General features: G+C 31.2%; 23 protein-coding genes and 2 tRNA genes. 17 read left to right on the top strand and 8 right to left on the bottom strand.

Translation table 11 applies throughout. The features are described from left to right. Positions 1-2: 2 nt before the first annotated feature. Together PF022_RS02240 and PF022_RS02235 are read right to left on the bottom strand one after the other, a co-directional pair. The gene (locus PF022_RS02240; RefSeq protein ID WP_271020723.1) at positions 3-1226 is read right to left on the bottom strand and encodes an apolipoprotein N-acyltransferase; all 1224 of its coding nucleotides are present in this window, start codon (positions 1224-1226) and stop codon (positions 3-5) included. Beyond that, complete coding sequence (locus PF022_RS02235) at positions 1226-1729, bottom strand: YajQ family cyclic di-GMP-binding protein (RefSeq protein WP_271020724.1); 504 nt, start codon at positions 1727-1729, stop codon at positions 1226-1228. Before PF022_RS02235 ends, PF022_RS02240 begins: the two co-directional genes overlap by 1 nt. Positions 1730-1844: 115 nt before the next feature. On the opposite strand from PF022_RS02235, the gene PF022_RS02230 reads away from it, so the two are divergent. The 5 genes from PF022_RS02230 to PF022_RS02210 are packed head-to-tail and all read left to right on the top strand — an operon-like array spanning position 1845 to position 6506. Continuing rightward, positions 1845-2393 (top strand): CvpA family protein, encoded by a 549-nt coding sequence (locus tag PF022_RS02230; protein WP_271020725.1) that lies wholly within the window; start codon positions 1845-1847, stop codon positions 2391-2393. A gap of 14 nt (positions 2394-2407) precedes the next feature. Then, entirely contained in the window at positions 2408-3913 is a 1506-nt protein-coding gene (lysS, locus tag PF022_RS02225) for a lysine--tRNA ligase (RefSeq protein ID WP_271020726.1), read from the top strand. Between the two features lie 3 nt (positions 3914-3916). Then, the gene (locus PF022_RS02220) at positions 3917-5164 is read left to right on the top strand and encodes a serine hydroxymethyltransferase (protein ID WP_271020727.1); all 1248 of its coding nucleotides are present in this window, start codon (positions 3917-3919) and stop codon (positions 5162-5164) included. A gap of 17 nt (positions 5165-5181) precedes the next feature. Continuing rightward, on the top strand, positions 5182-5727 hold the full coding sequence (locus PF022_RS02215) for a DUF1882 domain-containing protein (protein ID WP_271020728.1): 546 nt from the start codon (positions 5182-5184) through the stop codon (positions 5725-5727). 11 nt (positions 5728-5738) lie between these two features. Then, complete coding sequence (locus tag PF022_RS02210; protein WP_271020729.1) at positions 5739-6506, top strand: SPOR domain-containing protein; 768 nt, start codon at positions 5739-5741, stop codon at positions 6504-6506. Between the two features lie 23 nt (positions 6507-6529). On the opposite strand, the gene prmC is transcribed toward PF022_RS02210, so the two are convergent. Together prmC and PF022_RS02200 are read right to left on the bottom strand one after the other, a co-directional pair. Beyond that, on the bottom strand, positions 6530-7351 hold the full coding sequence (prmC, locus tag PF022_RS02205; protein ID WP_271020730.1) for a peptide chain release factor N(5)-glutamine methyltransferase: 822 nt from the start codon (positions 7349-7351) through the stop codon (positions 6530-6532). Then, complete coding sequence (locus tag PF022_RS02200) at positions 7341-8552, bottom strand: M48 family metallopeptidase (RefSeq protein WP_271020731.1); 1212 nt, start codon at positions 8550-8552, stop codon at positions 7341-7343. Before PF022_RS02200 ends, prmC begins: the two co-directional genes overlap by 11 nt. A gap of 76 nt (positions 8553-8628) precedes the next feature. Between PF022_RS02200 and PF022_RS02195 the strand changes: the two genes are divergently transcribed. After that, positions 8629-9630 carry a rod shape-determining protein gene (locus PF022_RS02195; protein ID WP_271020732.1) on the top strand — a complete coding sequence of 334 codons (1002 nt, stop codon included), beginning with the start codon at positions 8629-8631 and terminating at the stop codon, positions 9628-9630. Further along, positions 9630-10286, top strand: coding sequence for a polyphenol oxidase family protein (locus tag PF022_RS02190; RefSeq protein ID WP_271020733.1), 657 nt, complete (start codon positions 9630-9632; stop codon positions 10284-10286). The genes PF022_RS02195 and PF022_RS02190 overlap by 1 nt, the downstream gene beginning before the upstream one ends. Here PF022_RS02190 and hisS read toward each other — a convergent pair. Further along, positions 10266-11576: a histidine--tRNA ligase gene (hisS, locus tag PF022_RS02185; RefSeq protein ID WP_271020734.1), complete on the bottom strand. Its 1311-nt coding sequence runs from the start codon at positions 11574-11576 to the stop codon at positions 10266-10268. The two genes, PF022_RS02190 and hisS, sit on opposite strands and share 21 nt — an antisense overlap. A gap of 103 nt (positions 11577-11679) precedes the next feature. On the opposite strand from hisS, the gene rpmE reads away from it, so the two are divergent. The 10 genes from rpmE (at position 11680) to PF022_RS02135 (ending at position 22341) form a co-directional block, all read left to right on the top strand. Next, positions 11680-11886: a 50S ribosomal protein L31 gene (gene rpmE, locus PF022_RS02180; protein ID WP_271020735.1), complete on the top strand. Its 207-nt coding sequence runs from the start codon at positions 11680-11682 to the stop codon at positions 11884-11886. Continuing rightward, positions 11883-12692 (top strand): 16S rRNA (cytidine(1402)-2'-O)-methyltransferase, encoded by an 810-nt coding sequence (gene rsmI / locus PF022_RS02175; protein ID WP_271020736.1) that lies wholly within the window; start codon positions 11883-11885, stop codon positions 12690-12692. Before rpmE ends, rsmI begins: the two co-directional genes overlap by 4 nt. A gap of 9 nt (positions 12693-12701) precedes the next feature. After that, the gene (gene rlmB / locus PF022_RS02170; RefSeq protein WP_271020737.1) at positions 12702-13391 is read left to right on the top strand and encodes a 23S rRNA (guanosine(2251)-2'-O)-methyltransferase RlmB; all 690 of its coding nucleotides are present in this window, start codon (positions 12702-12704) and stop codon (positions 13389-13391) included. Continuing rightward, positions 13379-14245, top strand: coding sequence for a hypothetical protein (locus PF022_RS02165; RefSeq protein ID WP_271020738.1), 867 nt, complete (start codon positions 13379-13381; stop codon positions 14243-14245). Before rlmB ends, PF022_RS02165 begins: the two co-directional genes overlap by 13 nt. Next, on the top strand, positions 14239-15060 hold the full coding sequence (locus tag PF022_RS02160) for a hypothetical protein (RefSeq protein WP_271020739.1): 822 nt from the start codon (positions 14239-14241) through the stop codon (positions 15058-15060). The genes PF022_RS02165 and PF022_RS02160 overlap by 7 nt, the downstream gene beginning before the upstream one ends. Before the next feature lie 15 nt (positions 15061-15075). After that, positions 15076-16284 carry an LL-diaminopimelate aminotransferase gene (locus PF022_RS02155; protein ID WP_271020740.1) on the top strand — a complete coding sequence of 403 codons (1209 nt, stop codon included), beginning with the start codon at positions 15076-15078 and terminating at the stop codon, positions 16282-16284. A gap of 10 nt (positions 16285-16294) precedes the next feature. Further along, positions 16295-18706 (top strand): heavy metal translocating P-type ATPase, encoded by a 2412-nt coding sequence (locus PF022_RS02150; RefSeq protein WP_271022654.1) that lies wholly within the window; start codon positions 16295-16297, stop codon positions 18704-18706. A gap of 69 nt (positions 18707-18775) precedes the next feature. After that, positions 18776-19780, top strand: coding sequence for a Fe(3+) ABC transporter substrate-binding protein (locus PF022_RS02145; RefSeq protein WP_271022653.1), 1005 nt, complete (start codon positions 18776-18778; stop codon positions 19778-19780). A 10-nt stretch (positions 19781-19790) separates the two neighbouring features. Beyond that, entirely contained in the window at positions 19791-21392 is a 1602-nt protein-coding gene (locus PF022_RS02140; protein ID WP_271020743.1) for an ABC transporter permease, read from the top strand. Next, complete coding sequence (locus tag PF022_RS02135; protein WP_271020744.1) at positions 21373-22341, top strand: ABC transporter ATP-binding protein; 969 nt, start codon at positions 21373-21375, stop codon at positions 22339-22341. Before PF022_RS02140 ends, PF022_RS02135 begins: the two co-directional genes overlap by 20 nt. 1 nt (position 22342) lies before the next feature. On the opposite strand, the gene PF022_RS02130 is transcribed toward PF022_RS02135, so the two are convergent. From PF022_RS02130 to htpG, 3 genes are all read right to left on the bottom strand, one after another. After that, positions 22343-22419 (bottom strand) — tRNA-His (locus PF022_RS02130). A 24-nt stretch (positions 22420-22443) separates the two neighbouring features. Continuing rightward, a tRNA-Pro gene (locus PF022_RS02125) sits at positions 22444-22521 on the bottom strand. 79 nt (positions 22522-22600) lie between these two features. Continuing rightward, positions 22601-24472, bottom strand: a complete 1872-nt coding sequence (gene htpG / locus PF022_RS02120; protein ID WP_271022651.1) for a molecular chaperone HtpG — start codon at positions 24470-24472, stop codon at positions 22601-22603. Between the last annotated feature and the right edge of the window lie 104 nt (positions 24473-24576).

The following is a 24576-nucleotide window of genomic DNA, read 5'->3' as shown; positions in this document are numbered from 1 at the left end:
CTTTAAGGATAGATTGTAAAGCTTGGTGATTTATTGCTTGAGTGATAAATTGTTGTGTTGTAGTTTTTTGAAAAATATTGCATAAGCAGTTTTTGTAGTGTAGGCTGTATGCTAGGGTAAAACCACGCATTATTGCTAATTGCAATTAGTAATTTTGGGTCATTTTTATAAAATTCATCTCTTGTTGCTTCATAACATATTGCTATATTAAAGTTTTTATTATTTATTGTTGTAGTATTGATTGTATTTGTGTTGTTTGAAGCAAAATCAACAGCACCATTAAAGAAATATTTATTAATCAAATCAACTAGAATCTTAGGTAGCGGTATTTGTTCTCCAAATGGCACTAGGATTATTTTGTTAAAAATTTTTACATCACCATTTTCAAATATATATGCACTATTATAGAAGTTATTATCTTCTTGGTTTATACCGCCACTTATAATTGTTATTTGTTTGCTTTTTTCTTTTAGTGTTTCAATTAGGTTTTCGTATCTATTTAGAGGCAGTGGAAATGCAGTCTCTGGGAGAATTACAATATTGTATTTTTCATTTATTGCTTGTGAGATTTCATTCATATTGCTAATTACTATTTGTTCTAGTTCATTTTTATCCCATCTTAAGTCTTGGTCTATGTTTGTTTGTATTGTTTTTATTTTTAATGTGTCATTTGTGTTTGTTTGTTTTTGTTGTGTGGTTAAAGATATTGATAGTAATGCTACAAAACACACTATTGCCATACTTTTGTAATATTTTTGCCTTAATGCATATATGCAAAATGAACTAAGAGTTAGAATTAAAAATAAAGTTAGTTTTGTTGGTGGAAAATAGCTATTTATTAGCATTGCTTCAGGTATAAACCAATTAAACGAAAATGGGTGAATAAATGATGCTAGTAGTAAAGTTGAGATTCTGTATATATGGCTATCAAAAAAGCATAAAGCTACAAATAAGATTCCATAAACAAATGCTACAAACAAAATAACAAATGGTATTAGATATGTAGCATCATAATATCTAAAGCTAAGAGAAATCCAATAAAACCATAAAATTCCAACCAATGCTCCGCATATAAATGCACTTTTTTTGGTTAGATTCAAGTATAAAAATAAAGCAACAAATGCACAAATGCTAGGAATAATTCTTTGGTGTATGTCAAAATGCTCTACATAAATAAAAGCACTAAAGCTTAAGGCACATAATATTGCATAAACTATATTTTTCATTAGTTAAAGTTACTAAAACTCACTGCAACTTCAAGCTCCATTCCTTTTATGTGGGCTATTATTTTTTGTAACTCATCTATACTCTTTGACTTTACTCGAATCTCGCTTCCTTGTATCTGTGTTGTAGCTTTGAAATTTTGTACTTTAATCTCTGCAGTTATTTTTTTAGCATTTTTATCATCTAAAACATCGTTGATTGTGTATGTTAGCTTGAGGTTACCGCCACTTGCGTTTTCTTTTGATTTTTCTTTTAGAACCTTTATTGATAGATTTCTTTTTATTAGTTTTGAATCTAAAATATCTTTAATTGTTTTTGCTTTATTTTCGCTTGTGGCAAGTATGTATATTGATTTTTCTTTTTCATTTAGAGATATTTCTTTTGCTTTATCATCTTTAAAATCAAATCTAGTAGAAATTTCCTTTTTTGCTTGTTCTAGTGCATTTTTAAATTCTTGCATGTCTATTTTTGCAGAAATATCAAAACTATGTTCTTTTGTTGCCATCAATTATCCTTGTAAAATTTTGCAATAATTTTATTATAATTTTTGGAAAATTAGGCTTTTTTTGGGTAGAATATTGTCTTTTATTGTGTTTTTATAATTATTTAAGGTTTTTTATATGTCTATGTCTAGTTTTTCTTACTTCGATATTATATTGTTCGTTTTAATATTACTTTTTGGATTCAAAGGTGTTATAAACGGATTTATAAGAGAGTTTTTTGGCTTGGTTGGGATAGTTGGTGGTGTATATATTGCGTCTTTATATTCTGATAGTTTTGGTGGTTGGATTAGTGATAATATTTATAGATTCGACAATCAGTCTGCAATTTCACTTGTAGGGTTTTTTGTTGCTTTGGTTGGTTTTTGGATTCTTTCAGTGTTATTATCTGGAATATTCCAAAAATTAGTTGCATTAAGTTATTTGGGCATTGCAAATAGAATCTTTGGTTTTTGTTTTGGTGCATTAAAGATTTTTATGATATTTGCTATTATTTTTTATGCTTTATCAGGGTTTCAACTCGCTCAATCATTTATAGATAAATATACAAATAATAGCCATTTATACCCAGTGTTAGTAAAGACAGGTGTGGCTATTGTTAAGCTAGATTCAGTTCAGGGGATTGCTGATACTGCTAGTAAAGCTATAGAAAATAATCCTACATTTTAATAAAGGTGCGATAGTTGTTTGAGGGTGATATTTATATACAACAAAGAATACAAAAGTCAGATAAGTTAAGAGAAATTGGTGTTAATCCATATACAAATGGGCTAACTAAGGATTTATCAAATAAAGAGTTTATCCAGAAGTTTGCCTATGTCTTAGACTATGAAGAAGATAATAAAAAAGATATAAGCAAAGTAGTAAAAGTAAGTGGTAGAATTAAATTTGTAAGACTTATGGGCAAGGCTGCATTTATAAAAATAGAGGATAATAGCGGAATCTTACAAGGGTATCTATCTAAAAATGACATAGATGAAGACTTTGAGCTATTTAAAAAATATATTGAAGTTGGAGATATAGTATTATTAAGTGGATATCCTTTTGTTACTAAAACAGGTGAGCTTAGCATACATACTTTAGAATTCAAGCTTCTTACAAAGTCAATAATCCCATTGCCAGAGAAGTATCATGGGTTGGTTGATATTGAAATGAGATATAGACAAAGATACTTAGATTTGATAATGAATAGCGAGGTTAGAGACACTTTTGTTTTGCGTTCAAAGATAATATCTTCAATTAGAAGCTTCTTTGAAGATAAAGGATTCTTAGAAGTAGAAACGCCAATGATGCACCCAATACCGGGTGGAGCCAATGCTAGACCATTTGTTACATTTCACAATGCATTAAATATAGAAAGATATTTAAGAATCGCACCAGAACTTTATTTAAAGAGACTGATTGTTGGTGGGTTTGAAGCTATTTTTGAGATTAATCGTAATTTTAGAAATGAGGGCATGGATCATTCTCATAACCCAGAATTTACAATGATAGAGTTTTATTGGGCGTATAAAGATTATAAGGATTTAATAGAGCTTACAAAGAAGCTATTTAGACATCTTTTTAACACACTTAATCTTCCAAATGTGCTAAAGGTTGGTGATAAAGAAATAGATTTTGGAATCTTTAGAGAGATTAGTTATATAGATTCGATTGTTGAGATAGGTAATGTTCCTAGAGATGTAGTTAATGATTATGATAAGTTATATGAATATCTAAAAAATAGCGGAGTAAAGCTTGAGGGAGATATGGATTTAGGCAAGTTGCAAAGTGAAGCATTTGATGTATTTGTTGAAGATAAGCTTATTAATCCGACCTTTATAACAGAGTTCCCAATATCAATAAGCCCTCTTGCGAGGAGAAATGATAATAACCCAGATATTGCTGATAGATTCGAGCTATTTATTGGTGGTAGTGAAATTGCAAATGGTTTTAGTGAATTAAATGATCCGCTTGATCAATATGAGAGATTCAAGGCTCAAGTTGCTGCAAAAGAGGCAGGAGATGAGGAAGCACAATATATGGACGAGGATTATATCACAGCACTTGGCTATGGTATGCCACCTACTGCAGGGGAGGGGATAGGTATAGATAGGCTTGTTATGCTTCTTAGCGGACATAGTATAATTAAAGATGTAATTTTGTTTCCCGCACTTAGACCACAAAAGCACAATATAGATAAAGGATAGAAAATGGGATATTTAGAGAGTTTGGATAAAGAGATTTTTGATTATATAAATAAAGAGCTAGATAGGCAAAATACGCATTTAGAAATGATTGCTAGTGAGAATTTTACATTTCCTAGTGTTATGGAGGCTATGGGAAGTGTTTTGACCAATAAATATGCAGAGGGCTATCCATACAAGCGATATTATGGTGGTTGTGAATTTGTAGATAAGATAGAAGAAATAGCCATAAATAGAGCAAAGCAACTCTTTGGTTGTGAGTTTGCAAATGTGCAACCACATGCGGGTTCTCAAGCAAATACTGCTGTTTATGCTGCACTGCTTAAGCCTTATGATAAGATCTTGGGTATGGATTTAAGTCATGGAGGGCATTTAACGCATGGTGCTAAGGTTAGTTTTACTGGGCAAATGTATCAAAGCTTTTTTTATGGGGTTGAACTAGATGGCTATATAAATTATGATAAAGTAGCCGAAATTGCACAAGCAACAAAGCCAAATTTGATAGTATGTGGATTTAGTGCATATTCAAGGGAGCTTGATTTTAAGAGATTTAGAGAAATTGCAGATAGTGTTGGGGCTATTTTAATGGCTGATATAGCACATGTAGCTGGACTTGTAGTTGCAGGTGAATATCCTAATCCTTTCCCTTATGCAGATGTGGTTACAACAACTACACACAAAACATTAAGAGGTCCAAGAGGAGGGCTTATACTAACAAACAACGAAGAATATGCTCTAAAGATTAATAAGGCTGTCTTTCCGGGTATGCAAGGAGGACCTCTTATGCATGTAATAGCTGGTAAGGCAGTTGGATTTGGTGAGAATCTAAAGCCATCATGGAAAGAGTATGCAAAGCAAGTAAAGTTAAATGCTAAAGAAATGTCTAAGGTATTACAAGAGAGAGGATATGATATTGTAAGTGGTGGGACAGATAATCATCTCATCTTGCTTTCTTTGTTAAGCAAAGATTTTAGTGGTAAAGATGCTGATTTAGCACTTGGTAATGCTGGTATAACTGTTAATAAAAACACAGTTCCGGGTGAAATTCGAAGTCCTTTTGTAACAAGTGGTGTAAGGATAGGCTCACCAGCACTTACAGCAAGAGGATTTAAAGAAAAGGAATTTAATATTGTTGCAAACAAAATAGCAGATGTCTTAGATGATATAAATAATACTAAAAAGCAAGAGCAAATAAAAAGAGAATTAAAGGATATTGCGTTACAATTTCCTGTATATAATCAGGCGATATTTTAAGGTAGAGGGATTTTATAATGATAACTGATATGGATTTGAAACTAATCAAGATAATAAGCGATCATTATTGGATAAAGGAGGCTGGTATTGGGCAGAAGATACATCACAATGGCAGAATCTTTTATGATAAATTTAAAAGAGTTAATGAACCGCTAAATAGGAATATAATCCAAAGTCATTTAAAAAAAGAAATATTAGTAGCGCATTCTTTGATTAATGATAGAGATAAGGTTGAGAATATCGTGTTTGATTACAATGGCTTTAATGCAGAGAGATTCTGGCATAAGGCACAATTAATGCTGCGAGATGAAGGGTTTATTAATTTTACAGCGTATGAGACTAAAACGCCCGGACATTTACATTTATATATACATAAAGGACATACTACTTTTCAAGAGGCTTGTCAGTTAGCAAAAATGCTAAGTATGAAATTATCACAAAAAATGGCTACTGAATGGAAAGTGTTCCCAAGTGTTGATATACCAAGAAATTTCAATATATTGACCATACCATATAAAGTTTATAAAAAAGAGCGTGGTGCATCTTGGTCAAAACATATGTAAAGGAGTGATTTATGAATGAATTAGATAAAGAGAAAGATTTAGAGCTTGATGATTTGCTAATTAGTAATTCAGATGAGGAAGAAACTAAGGGTTCTCAGGGCAAGAAAATAATTTTGCTTGGTGCTGTGGCTATTGTTTTATTTGCTATTATTATAGTTGTGTTTTATATGTTGCAAGATGATAAAAAGCCTGTGCACAACGCGGTATTGGAGACTGCAAAACCAATAGAAAAAGTAGAGGTAAATACACCTGTTAGCTCACTACCTAAAGAACCAAGCGATTTTGGTCAAATGCCAATTGATAATCAAAATCAAAGTTCTGATGAGCAGTTTCAAAAGATAATAGACCAAATAAAAGCACAACAAAAGGAACAAGCAAAAACTCCTGTTGCCTCTAATGAAACACAAAAACCAAAAGAGCCAGTAAGACAAGAGCAAACCATACAAACTCCAAAGCAAGATAAGCCTGTTCAGAATATACAAAAGCCTGCAACTCCTTCTGAAAGCTTCAAGGATATACAAACAAATGATCCTAAGATTCAAGGCAGTGAAGCTACAACAGGATTTTATGTTCAAGTTGGTTCTTTTTCTAAGTTTTCTCCAAATAAGCAATTATTAGAGACAATTACTCAATCAAACTTTAGTTATCGTATGCAAAAGGCTGGTGATAACAATAGATTATTAATAGGGCCATTTGCAACAAAAAAAGAAGCACAAGATAAGCTTAGTGAAATTAAAGATAGAATAAACAAAGATGCATTTATTAAAGAGATAAAATAACAGAGGTTTTTTAGCCTTTGTTATTAAAACTCTATTAAAAATCCTCTATCAAGTCCTGCCAAGTCTTTATAGAATTCTATTTTTTTATGTTTGTATCCTTTTATAAAATTACTTATTTGTTCTTTTTGATCATATCCCATCTCACATAGCAAGAATCTTGCTTGTTGCTTTATGCTCACTTTTATTATCTCTTTTAGTATTTCGTCTCCTATATTTCCACCAAATAATGCTTTTTGTGGCTCAAATGATAATTCCTTTGGTAGAATTTCGTCATTTTTTATATATGGTGGATTTGATATTATAAGATCAAATTTATACTCTTTATTGAAGTCTAAAAGATTACTTTTGTGAAGCGTTATATTGTGTGTTTTGAATCTTTGTATATTCACATATGCGTTAAATAGTGCTTCTGGCGATATATCACTTGCATGTATATTTAGCTGTTTATCTGATAGCTTTGATATCATTATGCTTAAAATCCCACTACCTATACCTATTTCAGCTATGTTTTTTATATCATGTTTTGATATTAAATCTATTGCAATATATACTAGAATCTCGCTTTCAGGACGCGGTATTAAAGCACCATTGCTGATATAAAAATCATATCCATAAAAGCTAACACTATTTGTTATATATTCTATTGGTTCATGATTTTTTCTTTTTTGTATAAAGCTTTTATATAGCTGTATGTAGAAATTTTCTAGTTTTTTATTATAGTTTGTGTGCAAGTAGATTCTATCTTTATTTAGTGCAAATGATAATAGAATCTCACTCTCTAATAGCGGTCTTTCAAATTGACCTAAGCTATCAAAGCCAAAATTTAGTGCATCTTTAATTGTCATTTTTGGCTAATTCTTTATATCCTAATGCTTCTAGTCTTGCTAATAGTGGCGGGTGAGTGAAGTAGAACTTTGCATAAAGTGGGTGTGATAGTGGAAATGATTTATTTTCTTTAACTAGCACTAATAGTGCGTCTGCTAAATCTTTTTTGCTTGTTAGAGAAGCACTAAATTCATCTGCTTTATACTCTTGTTTGCAACTAAAATAGCTAATAATTGGAGTAAATACAAAACCAACTAAATTACTAAGCAATATTAGGAAAATTATTGTAAAGTGCGGTGTTTGAGAGATGTTTGCTTGTGTAAATATTTCACTTGGCATATTTGCTATTACAAATAATAAAATAGCTATTAAGCATAGCACTAAAGACATCATTTTATATATGTCATTATGTCTGAAGTGTCCTAATTCATGTCCTAAAACTGCTAAAAGAGAATTTTTAGATATTTTTTCTAGTAGAGTGTCAAATAATATCACCCTTTTTGATTTTCCAAACCCTCCAAAATACGCATTTAATCTACCATCTCTCCTTGAAGCGTCCATTACAAATACGCCATTTGAGTTAAATCCAGCCCTTTGTAGTAGATTATTAATTGAATCTTGTAAATCATTATCTTTTAATGGCGTAAATTTATTAAACATTGGAGCAATGATTGTTGGATATAGTAAGTTTGTACCAACGATAAAAATAGCAGTTAGCAAAAACGCATATAAGCTCCAAAATTCTATGTTTATCAAAATCCATGAAAATGCAAGTATAAACAATCCGCCAATTATAATTAGTAACGCTAGAGACTTTAGTTTATCTACTATAAATAATGATAGCCCACTTTTTGTAAAGCCAAATTTTTTATCTACAACTAGCGATGAATAAGCTTCTAGTGGTATTGAAACTAGAGAGCTAATAATTAAAAATAAAAGAACGATTAAAACACTATTAATAAGCTCTCCAAAAGAAAATAGAGATTCTAAAAGTTTTAATCCAAGTGTTATCCAAAATGCAAACATAATAAAATCTATAATCGTGGATATTATTGATAGCTTTTCTTTGATAATTGCGTAGTTGCCTGCATTTTTGAATTCTTCTTTGTTTAGTATGTAAGATTCTTTGTTTTTTTTGTCTTTTAGAAAATTAATTTGAATTAGTGAAAGATAAACTTTTGGAATACTAAAAAGTAAAGCATATATAATTATAAGATACATGGATTCTCCTAATTTTTTGCAATTATACTAAAAGTTAATTATAATTTAATATTTATTTTTTATATATGGATTATTTATGATTTTTAGCAGAAATGATATAGCTATAGATTTAGGAACTGTAAATACAATAGTTCGCAATCAAGATGAAATTTTATTTAATGAACCAACTTGTATAGCCTTAGATAGCCGCAATAGAGAAAGAATTATATGTCTTGGAAGCAAAGCAAAACAAATGATAGGTAGAACACCGCTTGAAATAGAGGTTATAAATCCTTTGCTAAATGGTGCAATTAGTGATTTTGAAACTACAAAATTATTTATGCATGCACTAATAGAATCAGCAAAAACAAGCTCTCTATCTCCAAGAGTTGGTATAAGCATACCGCAGAATCTAACGCAAGTTGAGAGACATTCACTGCATGAAGCAACCATGTTTGCTGGGGCTAAGGAAGTATTTTTAATAGAAGACCCATTTAGTGCTAGTGTTGGTGCTGGGATTGATATTTCTAAAGCAAAGGCTAGAATGGTTATTGATGCTGGTGGAGGGCTTGTTGAAGTTAGTATTATATCGCTTGGAGGGCTTGTTGTTAGCACTTTTACAAAAGAGGCTGGAGATTTTATTGATTATGCCATTGTTGATTATTGTAAATATAATAAAAATATAGGCATAAGCAAAGAAATGGCAGAAAGTATCAAACGGAAGATAAATTTATTTGGCGAGAGTGAGATAATAAATGTTGGTGCTAAGAATCTAATAAATGGTATGCCAATCCACTTTGAACTAAATTTAAATGAATTAAAAAGCGTCTTAATTTCTGGGTTGTATAAGATTAAAGATTCAGTTCTTCTTGCGATAGATAAATCATCACCTGATATGGCAGCAGACTTGATAGAAGAAGGTGCTATTCTAACTGGTGGAATGGCGCTTATAGATGGCACTAGAGAGTTTTTAGAAGAAGAGTTGAATATGAAAATAACTCTATCGAATGATCCTTTGTTAGATATTTCAAAAGGTGCTAGTTTGATTATGCAAGATTATGAATCTTATAGCCTAGAGTGGGGCGGAGGGATTGATTAGTGGCATTGGATTATTGGTTGAGTGAAAGTGGGGTAAATGTAGCCTTCCATGCAGGTTTGGATACAGAATCTAAAGTTATACAAAATAGAAAAGATTCGTTAAAAAATTATCATATAGACAATCTTGCCTATTTAAATCAGATTCATAGCAATATCGTTCTTAAAGGCACTAGTGGTGGGTTAATAGGGAATGGAGATGGGATAATTTTGGATAAAAAGGGGATTGTGGGACTTATAATGACTGCTGATTGCAATCCTGTGCTTTTATATGACAAAAGAAATGATGTCTTAGCAATGCTTCATGTAGGGAGGCTTGGCGTTGAATCTAGAATTGTCTTTGAGGGATTTAAGATTCTATCTTTAGAGTATGGCACAAGAGCTAGTGATGTATTTGTGTATGTAGGACCTTCTATTAGAGCTTGTTGTTATGAAGTTAGAAGTGATGTTTTTTGCGGAGATTCATTAAGTCTAGGCAAAATAATGCGTAAGGATTCTATATATTTGGATTTAATTAAAGTCTTACAAGCACAATTTTTGGAGTTAGGTTTTAGTGATATTGTTATAGATAAAAATTGCACTTGTTGTTCTAGAGAGTATTTTTCTTATAGAAGAGATAAGGATTGTGGCAGGTTAGGATTATTTGCCACAATTATTTAAGATACTTAGTGTAGATTCTATTGTCTCTGTGTTTTGAGAACCATCAAGCATGTTTTTTAGTGTTAGAGTATTTGTTTTCTCTTCTTCTTCTCCTAATATAATTGCCCATTTATAATTTTTATTATTTGCATATTGGAGAGATTTTTTTGGTTTTACTACTTCTCCATATACTTCTATATTTAGTCCATTTTCGCGTAAATTTTTAGCAATTTTATATGCATATTTTAGGTTATTTAGCGGGATTATTATTGCATTTGCTGGATTGTTTGCTTTTATTAATTGTAGAGATTCTAGCCCTGCTAGAAGCCTATCTAGTCCTATACTTGCTCCAACCCCACTTATATTATCACTTGAGAAATTAGAAATTAAATTATCATATCTTCCGCCAGAACATACAGAGCCTAAATCTTGTAAATCATCTAGTGTTGTTTCATAAATTATACCTGTATAATATCCAAGTCCTCTAGCTATAGATAAGTTTATTTTGTAGTTTTTGCTAGGTATTATATTTTCTAATAAATTACATAGTTCCTCTAATTCAGCGATTCCTTCTTGTAGCTTTGAATCTAGAATTTTATATTTTTCTAATTTTGTAAAGATTCCATTTGTGCAACCTTCTTGCTTGATATTTAGAAAATCAATTAAAAATTCTATATCTTTGTCGTTTAGTTTGAGTTTTTCGCTTAGTTCTAGCTTTACAGAATCTAGTCCTATTTTGTCTATTTTGTCTATTATCCTTAGAATCTCAACTACTTGATTTTCTAAGCTTAAATAACTACATAGACCATTAAATATTTTTCTATTATTTATGTTTATTGTAAAGTTTTCTAAGCCAAGATTCTTTAATGAAGCATATATAACTTGTATGATTTCACAATCAGCACCAATGCTATTTGTGCCTAATATATCAAAATCACATTGTGTAAATTCCCTATATCTGCCTCTTTGAGCCCTCTCTCCTCTAAATACATTCCCTATGCAATATCGTTTAAAAGGTAATCCAAGCTCGTTTTTGTATTGTGCTAGGAATCTAGCTAGAGGGACGGTTAAGTCAAATCTCAATGCAACTTCCCTATCTCCGTGGTCTTTAAAGTGATACATTTCTTTTTGTATTTCATCGCTACCTTGTTTTTTGAGTATTTCTGCATATTCTAAGTGTGGTGTTTCAATCGGTGGGAATCCAAAACTCTCAAAGCTTTCTATTAGGCTTTTTATCATTTTTGATTTTGCATATGCTTCATGTGGTAATTTGTCTTTAAAACCGCTTAATGTTCGTGGAGTTATTGGCATTTTTATTCCTTGAAGTAATATAGTTTTTACAATTTTATTATATTTTATGTTTTGTTTTGGTAAAATGGCAACTTTTAATTTTAGAATTTTTGAGGTTTTAATTATGAAAAAGGGAATTCATCCAGAGTATGTTCCATGTAAGGTTACTTGCGTTACAAGCGGTAAGGAAATTGAAGTTATGAGCATTAAGCCAGAGCTAAGAATAGATATTTCTTCTTTTTGTCATCCATTTTACACAGGTTCTGATAAAGTTGTAGATACAGCAGGTAGAGTTGAGAAATTTAAGCAAAGATATAATCTAAATAAATGATCACATTTTTAGCGACACCTATTGGTAATTTAGAAGACATTACCATAAGGACGCTAAATGTGTTGAAAATTAGTGATATCATTCTTTGTGAAGACACGAGAATTGCTAAGAAATTAATACTTCTTCTTATTGATAAGGGGTTTTTGGATATCAAAGAGTATAAATATATCCCATATCACACTCACAATGAAACAGAGTTTCTAAAAAACATAGATAAAGAATTTTTTAATCAAAACATAGTCTTTTTAAGTGATGCAGGTATGCCATGCATTAGCGATCCGGGGGTTATGCTTATTAGGTATTTGCAAGAAAACAATATTAATTATGATGTTTTTGGTGGCATTAGTGCTTCTACTTTAGCAGTTGCATTTAGCGGAATAGTTGAGAAAGAATTTTTATTTTTAGGATTCTTGCCACACAAGCTTCAAGAAAAAACAATATTTTTAAGAAAGATAGTTAATTATTCCTATCCTATTGTTATTTACGAATCTCCGCATAGATTATTAGAGACTTTAGAGATTTTATGTGAGATTGATTCTTCTTTAGAAATATTTTTAGCAAAAGAATTAACTAAAAAATTCCAAGCAACCTATAAAGATAGTGTGCAAAATATATACAATATGTTACAGGATTCTATAATCAAAGGCGAGTGGGTCATGGTGATAAAACCATGCTTTAGAGAGCAAAACACAATAGGAGAGGGTGAGGTGCTATTAATGGATATTCCTCCAAAGATAAAGGCAAAAATACTTGCAAAAATAAATGGCAAGTCTGTAAAAGAAAATTATGATTTATTGTGTGATTAGGGATTTGTTATGATTGTGTATGGTAGGCGTATAGTCGAACTTGTGGTAAAAAGGCACAAAGAGTTAATAAAAACAATTTATCTATCCAAAGAAATTGATAAAAAATTTTTTCATTCCTTAAAGTTACTTAATAAACCAATTATAAAATTAGATTCCAAAAAAGCCCAAAGCCTTGCTAGAGGTGGGAATCATCAAGGATATCTATTAGAGATAGAATCTTTAAAGCAAACATCGCTAAAAGAAGTTTGTCAAATGGAATTTGTACTTGTATTGTGTGGTGTAAGTGATGTTGGTAATATTGGTTCTATTTTTAGAACCGCTTACGCACTTGGTGTATCTAGTATAGTTATTTGTGGTGTTAATAATTTTAAGCAAGAGGGTGCGATTCGTGCATCGGCTGGAGCTATGTTTGATATGCAGTTTTGCGTAGAGAAAAATGCATTAGATGTCATTAATGTTTTAAAGAATTCGCAATTTATTTTGTTCGGAACTAGCATTAATGGTGAAATTTTGGATAATATACCAAGACAAGAAAAGATAGCCTTATTTTTGGGTAATGAAGAAGTTGGGCTTACAAATAAGGTTATATCAAAAATGGATCATGTTCTGACAATCCCATTTAAGCGTGATTTTGACTCTCTTAATGTAGGTATTGCAGGTGGAATTTTAATAGATAGGATAAACTCATGGAAGAATTAGAAAGCTTAAAAAAAATAGGTGCAAAAGAAATATCAAAACATACTCACATGGCATTAAATAAAATTTCTTCTATATTAGAGTGTGATTATGCAGAATTAAAGGATAGGGCTACAACTATAGGGCTTATTAAAATTTTAGAACGAGAGTATGAGGTAAATTTAGAAAAATGGCTTAGTGAGTATGATGAATATTGGAATAGCCATGAAAAAGACGAAGAAGAGTTAGAGAAGTTAATAAATTTCAAAGTAACACATGAGGCAACACAGCAAAAAGATTCCACAGGCTTTGTGGTTATAGCTACTATATTGGCAGTTATTATTGGGGTTGGATTTTATGTTTATTTTAATTTTAGTAATGTTGCTACAAATTTGGACAATCAAATACAAGAACTAGAAGTAAAAACAATAGCTCCAAAAGAATCAAACAAAACAGGAGCATTAGATTCCAATGTAAGCTTAGAAGTTGAAAGACAAATTACAGATATAAACTCTACCATACCAGTTACTACCACTTTAGATTCGTCTGCTTCAACTCCGATAAATGAAGAACCAAAAACAGAAGAAAAAGCAGAAAATAAGCTTACGCTAAAACCACTAGAAAATGTATGGGTTGGAATTATATATCTAGACACCAAAGAAAAAACTTCACTAGTAACTAATGAGCCATTGGAGATAGATACTAAAAGAGAGCAGACGATAATAACAGGTCATGGAATGATTGAAATAGCTACAAAAAATAAAACACTAGGTAGCAAGATGGCTGATAGAATGCGATTTTATGTAGATTCTACTGGAGAGATAAAAGAAATCACTAGTGCAGAATACAACAAATATAATGGAGGAATAGGGTGGTAATAAAATCATTATTTCTCTTCTTTGTCATTTTTAGTCATATAATTTTTGCAAATGAAGTAAATAAAGCCATAGTGTCGTTTATAGGTGATGATAATTATAAAATCAATCAAAAGTTTATAGAGCGTATTTTTGCTAACGAACATGAGTTTTTATATCCTAATAGCAAGGCTAATTTACAAAAAATAGCACAAACCTTAAAACAAAATGGACTTTTGAATCTATCGTTTAACTCCCCAATGGAGCTTGAAGTAGCATTTTATGTATCGCATAATCCAAGTGCATTTATAGGTAGTCTTTATGATATTTTGCAAAGTATGGGATATTATTATTTTTTGGTAAAGCAAAGTGTATTAGAAGGAGATAGGTTTAGATTCGTCCTATCAATGAATACAGAATATGCAATAGACCCAGTATTGTTGCAAGGAAAGCTAAGAGATTATGGCTATGTGGTATCTGATATAGAAAGACGAAGCATAAGTCAATGGATATATAACATTAATGCTACTACTTTTGCAATGCCAAAGTCCATACCATTAATCCCAAATGTAAAATCAAGTGAAGCTAGTTTGCAGGGTGAATATTGGTATAACATAAATGTAGGTTCAAAAATATCTTTGAGTGCTAATTATGGAGTATTATGGTATCCAGAAGTTGTATTTTATGATAAAGACTTGAGGATTTTAGAGATTTTTACTTCACAAAAGCAAACAAGAGCTATAGATATAGATATACCAAAAGATACGAAATTTATCAAAATTAGCGATACATATTTACCAATTATAATTAAAAATGGTCTATCAGTAGTGCTTGAGTAATTTTGGGAGGTAGTTATGTTTAGTGAAATAGAGTTTGATAAGATTAAAAGGTTGCCAAAGTATGTTTTTGCTTCTATTAATGAAATAAAGTTGCAAATGAGACAAAATGGAGAAGATGTAATTGACTTTAGTATGGGGAATCCAGATGGTGCTACGCCTCAACATATAATAGACAAATTAACAGAATCAGCACAAAAACCAAAAAATCACGGATATTCTGCTAGTAAGGGAATCTACAAATTGCGTCTAGCAATAGCTGATATGTATAAGCGAAAATATAATGTAAGTTTAGACCCTGATTTAGAAGTATGTGTTAGTCTTGGTTCAAAAGAAGGCTATGCACATTTAATACAAGCTATCGCAAACTATGGAGATACCGCAATAGTTGCAGAACCAGCATATCCTATACATTACTACGCTTTTATTTTGGCAGGTGCAAATGTAGCTACATTTGGGCTAAAATGGAATGATAATTACGAATTAGATGTTGAATCTTATTTTAATTCACTACAAGAAGCATTAAATAATACAATGCCAAAGCCGAAGTTTGTCGTTACTAACTTCCCGCATAATCCAACAACAATAGTGGTGTATAAGGAATTTTATGAGCGTTTGGTAAAGCTTGCAAAAAAAGAGAGATTCTACATTATTAATGATATTGCATATGCTGATTTGAGCTTTGATGGATATGTAGCACCATCTATTTTAGAAGTAGAAGGCGCAAAAGATGTTGCAGTTGAAAGCTATACGCTATCTAAAAGCTATAATATGGCAGGTTGGAGAGTTGGGTGCATTGTGGGCAATCAAAGATTAGTAGGTGCATTGCAAAAAATAAAAAGTTGGCTTGATTATGGGATATATACTCCTATACAAATTGCATCAACGATAGCTTTAAACGAAGATCAAAGTTGCGTAAAAGAAATATCAGATAAATACGAAAAAAGAGCAGAAGTTTTAATTGATAGCTTTAAAGCTGCAGGTTGGGAAATGAAAAAACCAAGAGCTAGTATGTTTATATGGGCGAAGATTCCAAAATGTGTAGAACATTTGGGTAGTATGGAGTTTTCTACTAGATTATTAAAGGAAGCAAAAATCGCAGTAAGTCCCGGGGTTGGGTTTGGGAATCATGGGGATTTGTATGTGAGGATTGCATTAATTGAAAATGAAAATAGAATCCGTCAAGCTAGTAGGAATCTAAAGCAATTTTTAAAGCAATTTTCATAAGTTATAAATTATGAGAAAATGTGATCATTGTCATTTAGAGTTTGATGATGATTCTTTGCATATTGCAAATATAAATGGTAAAGATAAGTATTTTTGTTGCAATGGATGTGAGGGTGTGTATAGACTTTTAGATAGTGAGGATTTAGGTGGGTTTTATGATAAGCTTGGGAGTAATACGCTAAGTCCGGTATCTAAAAATACAAGCTCACTTAATCAATATGACACAGAAGCATTTATAGAAAAGTATGTTAGCAAAGATGGTGATAAATGTAGCATTTCGCTTGTTTTAGAGAAGATTCATTGTGTTGCTTGTATTTGGCTTAATGAGAGGATATTATTAAAGCAAAATGGAATCTTTAGCGTTAATATAAACTACACAAACAATAAAGCAAATATTGTATTTGATATAACAAAAATAAAACCATCACAAATAGTAAAAATAGTGCGACTAATAGGCTATGATGCACATGTTTATGACGCATCGTTGCAAGAAAATTATGCAAGAAAAGAAAAAAGAGATTATTACATAAAGTTAAGTGTTGGAATCTTTTGTGTAATGAATATTATGTGGATTGCCGTTGCACAATATGCAGGATATTTTAGTGGAATCTCAAATGATATGAGAGATATACTAAATGTAGCTGGGTTTGTGCTATCTACGCCTGTGTTGTTTTTTAGCGGGATTATTTTTTGGCGTGGTGCTATTGCAGCTTTTAGGCATAAAATGCCAAATATGGATTTGCTTGTCATTAGTGGTGCGACTTTGGCTTATGTTTATTCGATATATGCAAGTTTTACTGGTGGAGAGACTTATTTTGAATCTGTTGCTATGATTATTACTTTTGTTTTGTTTGGGAAATTTTTAGAAATAAGGGGTAAAAATAGTGCTGCTGATAGCCTTGATAGGCTGAATTCTCAAATGCCACTTGATGTTAATGTTATAAGAGATTCTAAGAGTGTTCGTGTGCCTGTTAGGGAAGTAGAAGTAGGTGAGATAGTATCTGTGTGTGCAGGTGAGAGGATAGCATTAGATGGTGAGTTAATATCTGAAGTTGCATTATGCGATGAAAGCTCTATAAGTGGTGAATCTGAATTAGTAGAGAAAGCAAAGGGAGATAGAATCTATTCTGGGACTATGGCTATTAATTTTGCTTTTAATTATAAAATAGGTAAACAATTTAAAAATTCTATTATGACTTCAATTGTAAATATGGTAGAAGATTCTCTAAACACTCGCCCAAAGATAGAAAATCTAGCTACAAATATTTCTAGGTATTTTTCTCTTGTGATGTTTGTCGTGGCTGGTATTGCATTTTGTGTTTGGTATTTTGCATTAGGTTCATCATTTGATAGAAGTTTAATGGTGGCTATATCTGTTATTATTATCGCATGTCCTTGTGCATTAGCACTTGCTACACCACTTGCATTGCTAGTTGGGATAGGTGAGGCGATAAATAAAAAAATACTCTTTAAAGAATCTAAAATGTTAGAGACTATATCTCATGCTACAACTCTAGTTTTAGATAAGACTGGAACAATTACTAAAGGTGCTTTATCTATTAAGTTTATGAAAAGTTTTATGAATCTTAAAGATTCTAACTATGAATTACAAGTCTTAATACAAATTATAAACCAAAATTCACACCCAATATCTTTGGCATTAAGAAATGAATTTAGTTGTCATTATGAGTTTTTAGAATTTACATCTATAGAAGAAATAAGCACAAAAGGAGTGGTGGCAAAAATAAATAATGATTTATTTTTAGCTGGGAATTTTGAGCTTTTATTAGAGTATGGAGTTATTATTGGTGATGAAATTTTAGATAATGATTATGAGGGCAGTATTTTTTGCTTTGCTAAAAATGACAAGTTGCTTTTGTTTTGTATATTAGAAGATGAAATAAAAGAAGAAGCATATGAATCTATAAGTAGGTTAAAGGGATTAGGCTTAAGAATCGTGCTTTTAAGCGGGGATAACAAAAGAGCCTGTGAAAAAGTAGCTAATAGCCTAAAAATAGATGAATATTATTATAAACAAACTCCGCTAGATAAGGCAAATTTTATAGATAGATTACATAAAGAAGGCGAAGTTGTTGTTATGGCTGGTGATGGAATAAATGATTCTGTTGCACTTAGCAAGAGTGATATTGCGATTGCTATGGGTGGTGGGATAGATTTAGCAATAAGTGTAAGTGATGTGGTTGTGCTAGATTCTAAGATGAGTGGAGTTTTAGATTCTTTTATAATAGGAAAAAATACATATAAGTTTATAAAGCAAAATTTAGCAATTTCTCTTATTTATAATGCTTTTACAATCCCTCTTGCGATGGCTGGATTTGTTATACCTCTTATTGCTGCATTATCTATGTCGCTTAGTTCTTTAGTGGTTGTTTTAAATAGTTTGAGGTTAAAAAATATATAAACTTTTTAAGTTGTTACAAAGACATTATAATTATAATAATGTTTCTTAATTTTATGACAAGGAATTTTAATGAAATTTAAAATGCTTTTGGTATCACTTTTTAGTGTTGGTTTTTTATTTTCACAAGAATTGACTATTTATTCTCATCGTCATTATGATACGGACAAGGGGATATTTAAGCTTTTTTCCGATGAGACTGGTATTAAGATTAATGTTGTTCAAGCAAAGGCAAATGAATTAGCAAAGAGATTAGAAGTTGAGGGTAAAAACTCAAAAGCAGATTTATTTATGACTGCTGATGCTGGTAATTTGGAGCAAGTTAGGGTGAATGATTTGTTTGTTCCTGTTACCTCTAAAACATTAGATGAGTTATCTCCTAAAGAATTAAGAGGTAAAGATAATACATGGTATGCTTTTACAACTAGAGCTAGAATCATAGTGGCCTCAAAAGATAGAGTAAAAGATGGTGCTATAAAAACTTATGAAGACTTAACTAAGCCAGAATGGAAAGGCAAAGTGCTAGTTAGAAGTTCGAACAATGTTTATAACATCTCTCTACTTAGCTCTATGATAGATTCTATAGGTGAAGAAAAGGCTAGAGAATGGGCAAGTGGTATAGTTAAGAATCTAGCTAGAACACCAAAAGGTGCAGATAGAGATCAAGTGCGTGCAATTTATGCTAAAGAAGGTGATGTTGCTATTTCTAATAGTTATTATTTAGGACATCTTGCTAATTCTAAGAATGAAAAAGATGTAGAGGCTTTTAATTCTGTTAAAGTTATTTTCCCAAATCAAGATGATAGGGGCACTCATATAAATGTAAGTGGAATTGGTGTGTTAAAAACCTCTAAAAACAAAGAAGCAGCAGTTAGATTCATAGAATTTATGCTAAGTCCTAAAGCACAAGAAATGCTAACTAACCAAAACTATGAATATCCTGTAAATAAAAGTGTAAAACCTAATAAACTTCTACAAAGCTGGGGCGAGTTTAAAATAGAAAAGCCAAACTTTGAAGCATATTATGGTAATGCTAAAGAATCTTTAAAGATATTTGATGAAGTTCAATGGAAATAGGAAATAGCATTTGAAATTTTTAACTAAAAAATGGTCTGTTGTTGCTATTTTTGTGTGCATTTTGGTGCTATTGCCAATATTTGCCATAATATTGCATGTGCCATTTATTGATATTAATACCTTAGTGCATTTATCCAAAAATGTGTTGCCTAGATATATTTTAGGTAGCACATTTATTTTGTTTGGGACATTATTGTTATGTCTTGTTTTTGGGCTTTTGAGTGCTTATTTGATTGCTTTTTATGATTTTTTTGCTTCTAGATTCTTTGAATGGTTGCTTATATTACCATTGGCTATTCCTTCTTATGTTATGGGATTTATTTGGGTTGATTTGTTTGAATTTGGTGGAGTTATACCAGAGTTATTTGGGGTTGATAAGCGTATTGATATAATGAATCCTTATGGTGCAATTATTATTTTATCTTTTGCATTATATCCATATGTTTATTTCTTTGCTAAAAATACATTTTCATATGGGCTTGGCAATATATTACTTAGTGCAAAATCTCTAAAAGTATCTAATTTAAAAATATTTTTTAAGATAGTTTTGCCTTTTTGTAGAGTTGGTATTGTAGGTGCATTATTACTTGTTGCTATGGAGACTTTGAGCGATTATGGTCTTGTGGCGTATTTTGGTGTGGATACATTTAGTGCCGGTATTTTTAGGACTTGGGGGAGTGGTGGAGATAGCACTAGTGCTGTTGCTTTAAGCGTTGGGTTATTGATATTTATCGCAGTTTTGATGTTGTTAGAGTATTACCAAAGAGGAAATAGGGCATATACGCAAAATACATTCATACAAACCCCAAGAGATAAATTAAAGGGAATAAAATCATTTTTAGCATTTTTATGGTGCTTTTCTATGGTGTTTGTTGCATTTATTGTGCCTATATGGTGGCTTTTGTATTGGGTTAAGTTTGATTTTTTGATAAATTTAGATAATGCAATGTTGCCTGCATTTTATAGCTTTTTTGTATCGATTGTTAGTGCTATTTTGATTGTGTGTGTATCTTATTATTTATGCTTTGTTGTGCGTATGAATGATAACAAACTATCTAAAATAATAATATGGATAACAACTCTTGGATATTCTCTGCCCGGTGCTGTTGTTGCTGTTGGAATCTTAGTTATACTTGGTGTTTTAAATTATGTGTTAGATTTTTTATCTTTTGAATATGCTGTTGGTGGTGGGTTTTTGGTTTTATTTTTTGGCTATTTTGTGAGATTTTTGGCTTCTGGTATTTTTTCTGTGCAAAGTGGATATGCAAGAATCTTAAAAAATATAGATTATGCTAGTTTATCACTCAAAGTCAAGCCATTTTGTATTTTTAAAAATATACACTTTCCTTTAATAAAAAATTATTTAGCATTATCAATCGTTATTATTTGCATAGACATACTAAAAGAATTGCCTATTTCAACTATATTATCTCCAAGTGGATTTCAAACTCTATCATCGTTGGTGTTTGCATATAGCGAAAACGAGCTAATTTATAATGTATCTTTACCATCGTTAATTATTGTTTTATTTGGAATCATTCCTGTACTTTTAATGAATTATTTGCAAAATAAGAATAATCAAAAGGAAATAAATGGCGATTTTAAAAATTAATAATATATATAAATCATTTGGTAAGACAGATGTCCTAAATGGTGTGAATCTATCTTTAGAGCATGGAGAGATAATTAGTATTTTAGGTGAGAGTGGATGTGGTAAGAGTTCGTTTCTTGGTGCTATTTCTGGATTTTTTAGCATTGATGGTGGTGAGATTTATATAAAAGATTGTCTAGTTTCAAGCAAAGATAGATGTATATCTCCACAAAATAGAAATGTTGGAATCTTATTTCAAGACTATGCTTTATTTCCACATTTAAGCGTTAGAGATAATATCTGCTTTGGTATCTTGCAACTAACCAAGCAAGAACAGAAAAAAAGACTAGATGAGGTTATAGATATTTTGCAGATAAGTTCTCTTTTGGATAGATATCCAAATGAGCTTAGCGGTGGTCAAGCACAAAGAGTAGCATTGGCTAGAACTATAGTGTTTAGACCAACAATTATTTTGTTTGATGAACCATTTTCGAATCTAAATCATACCTTAAGTGTTCAAATGAGAAGAGACATAAAAGCTATAATAAGGGATCATAACTTAAGTGCGATATTTGTTACACATGATAAAGATGATGCATTTTTCTTATCGGATAATATTGCACTTATGAAAAATGGCAAAATAATAGACACAGGTAGTCCTAATACCCTATACCACAACCCAAAGACAATGGAAGTAGCATTATTTTTAGGGAATGCTAGTTTTATACATAATTGTGAGAATATGCCATATGAACTTGTGAAATTTTTAGAGAAGAAGAATTTTATTGTTCGAACTTGTGATTTTTGTCTATCTACAAGTAAAACAGATATACCAGTAGAGGTTATTGAGAGCGTGTTTTATGGTGATTATTATGAGATTACTTTGAATCTTTTTGGAAACATAATTAGCATAAATAGCTCTAAAGATGTAAAAAGCGGAGAGATTTTATATTTGAAATTGGCTAACTAAATGGGGTGGGCGATGGGAATCGAACCCACGACCCTCAGGACCACAATCTGATGCTCTAACCGACTGAGCTACGCCCACCATTTGAAGTTGAAAATTAAGAAGTGGTCGGGGCGAAAGGATTCGAACCTTCGACCCCTTGGTCCCAAACCAAGTGCGCTAACCAGACTGCGCTACGCCCCGACAAGTAAAAAGATAAGTCGAAATTATATTTTATAAAACTTAAAAAGTCAAGAATCCTTTTATAAAAGGATTCTTAAAACTATAATGTATTTTCTATTATTTTGTTGATTCTAGCTACAAAAGAGTTTATATCCTTTATTTTTCCGCCTTCTAGTAGCTTTGCTTGTTCTAATAATAAATAAGCCATATCTTCATCATTGTTCTTGCTATCTATTAGCTTTTGTATTATGTTGTGATTTGGATTTAGCTCTAGTATTGGTTTTTCTTCTGGTAGATTATTATTCATACCCATTTGTTTCATCATTTTCATCATTGCAGCATTTGGATTATCACTATCCTCCATTAAGCAGCATGGATTATTTACAAGTCTGCTACTTAGTCTTACTTCTTTTACCTCATTTTGAAGTATTTTGCCAATTCTTTCTAATACATTTTTGTATTTTTCTTTTGTTTCATCATTTATTTCATCTGTGCCTACTTCTTCCATCGCTTCTTTGCTTGTAATGCTTCTAAGAGGAGTTTTATCAAACTCATGCACCATAGGCATTACGATTCCATCTATTTCATCACTAAAGAATAGCACTTCAATATCTTTTTGCTTATAACTCTCTAGTAGTGGAGAGTTTTTAAGAAGCTCTAAATCCTCACCTTGCAAGAAATAAATTGACTTTTGATTTTCTTTCATTCTTTCTTTATAGGTTTTAAAAGAAATTTCTTTGTCATCACTCTTGCTTGAGGTAAATCTTAAAAGCTCTAGTAGTTTTTCTTTGTTTTCAAAATCGCTGTAAACACCTTCTTTTAGGCATCTTCCAAATTCTTTATAGAACTTTGAATATTTTTCGTCATTTTTTTGCAAAGATTCAATTTCGCTTAATATTTTCTTTGTAGAAGCAGATTTAATAGTTGCTAAAATCTTGTTTTGCTGTAAGATTTCCCTACTTACATTAAGTGGTAAGTCTTCACTATCTATAATACCCCTTACAAAGCGTAAATATGGAGGTAAAAGCTCTTTGTCATCATCTGTGATAAACACTCTTTTTACATAAAGTTTTACACCAGATTTATAATCTACTCTATAAAGATCAAAAGGTGCATTTTGTGGGATATAAAAGAGTGTTGTATATTCTAAGCTACCTTCTACTTTTGTATGAATCCAAGCTAGTGGATCAGCACTATCATAGCTTAGAGATTTGTAGAACTCTTTATATTCTTCTTCTTTTAAATCCTTTTTGGCAACTCTCCAAAGGGCTGAAGCTTTGTTGATTTGCTCGTTTTTTTCTTCTATGATTTCCTTTTTAGAATCTCCCTCTCCTTCTGTTTTTGTTTCTGTGTAGTGCAAAAAAATAGGGAATGGAATGTGATCTGAATATTTTTTAACTATTTCTTCAATTCTCCAGCGACTTGTAAATTCTTTTTCGTCTTCTTTTAGATAGAGCTTTATTTCGCTTCCATGTGAATCTTTTGTGCATTTTTCAATCTCAAACTCACCGCTTCCATCACTAATCCAAGCATAAGCTTCTTCTTCCCCTGCTTTTTTTGTAGTAACAATAATCTTGTTAGCTACCATAAATGCTGAATAAAATCCAACACCAAATTGTCCAATAAGTGCAGAATCTTTTTTCTTGTCTCCACTTAGTTTTGATAAGAAGTTTTTTGTGCCACTTTTTGCGATTGTTCCTAGATTTTCTATTAAATCTTGTTCATTCATTCCTATACCACTATCACTTATTGTTAGAGTATTTTTCTCGCTATCAAAGCTAATATCAATTTTTGGGGTAAAAGAAAATGATTTTAATTTTTCATCTGTTAGTGTTAGATATTGTAGTTTATCAAGTGCGTCAGAAGCGTTGCTTACAAGTTCACGCAAGAAAATTTCTTTATTAGAATATAGAGAATGAATCATTAAGTCCAGTATTTGATTGACTTCTGTTTGAAAAGTATGTTTTGCCATATTTACTCCTTAATTTTTGACCAAAATTGTATCAAAGTGTGTAATAAAAATCAATAAAGTTTATATTAATGGACTAAAGTATATTTATATATTTACAATAAAGA

Origin of the sequence: Helicobacter sp. WB40 (genome assembly GCF_027859275.1) — a bacterium.
Classification (GTDB): domain Bacteria; phylum Campylobacterota; class Campylobacteria; order Campylobacterales; family Helicobacteraceae; genus Helicobacter_D; species Helicobacter_D ibis.
This window is presented reverse-complemented; position numbering and strand designations above follow the sequence as displayed.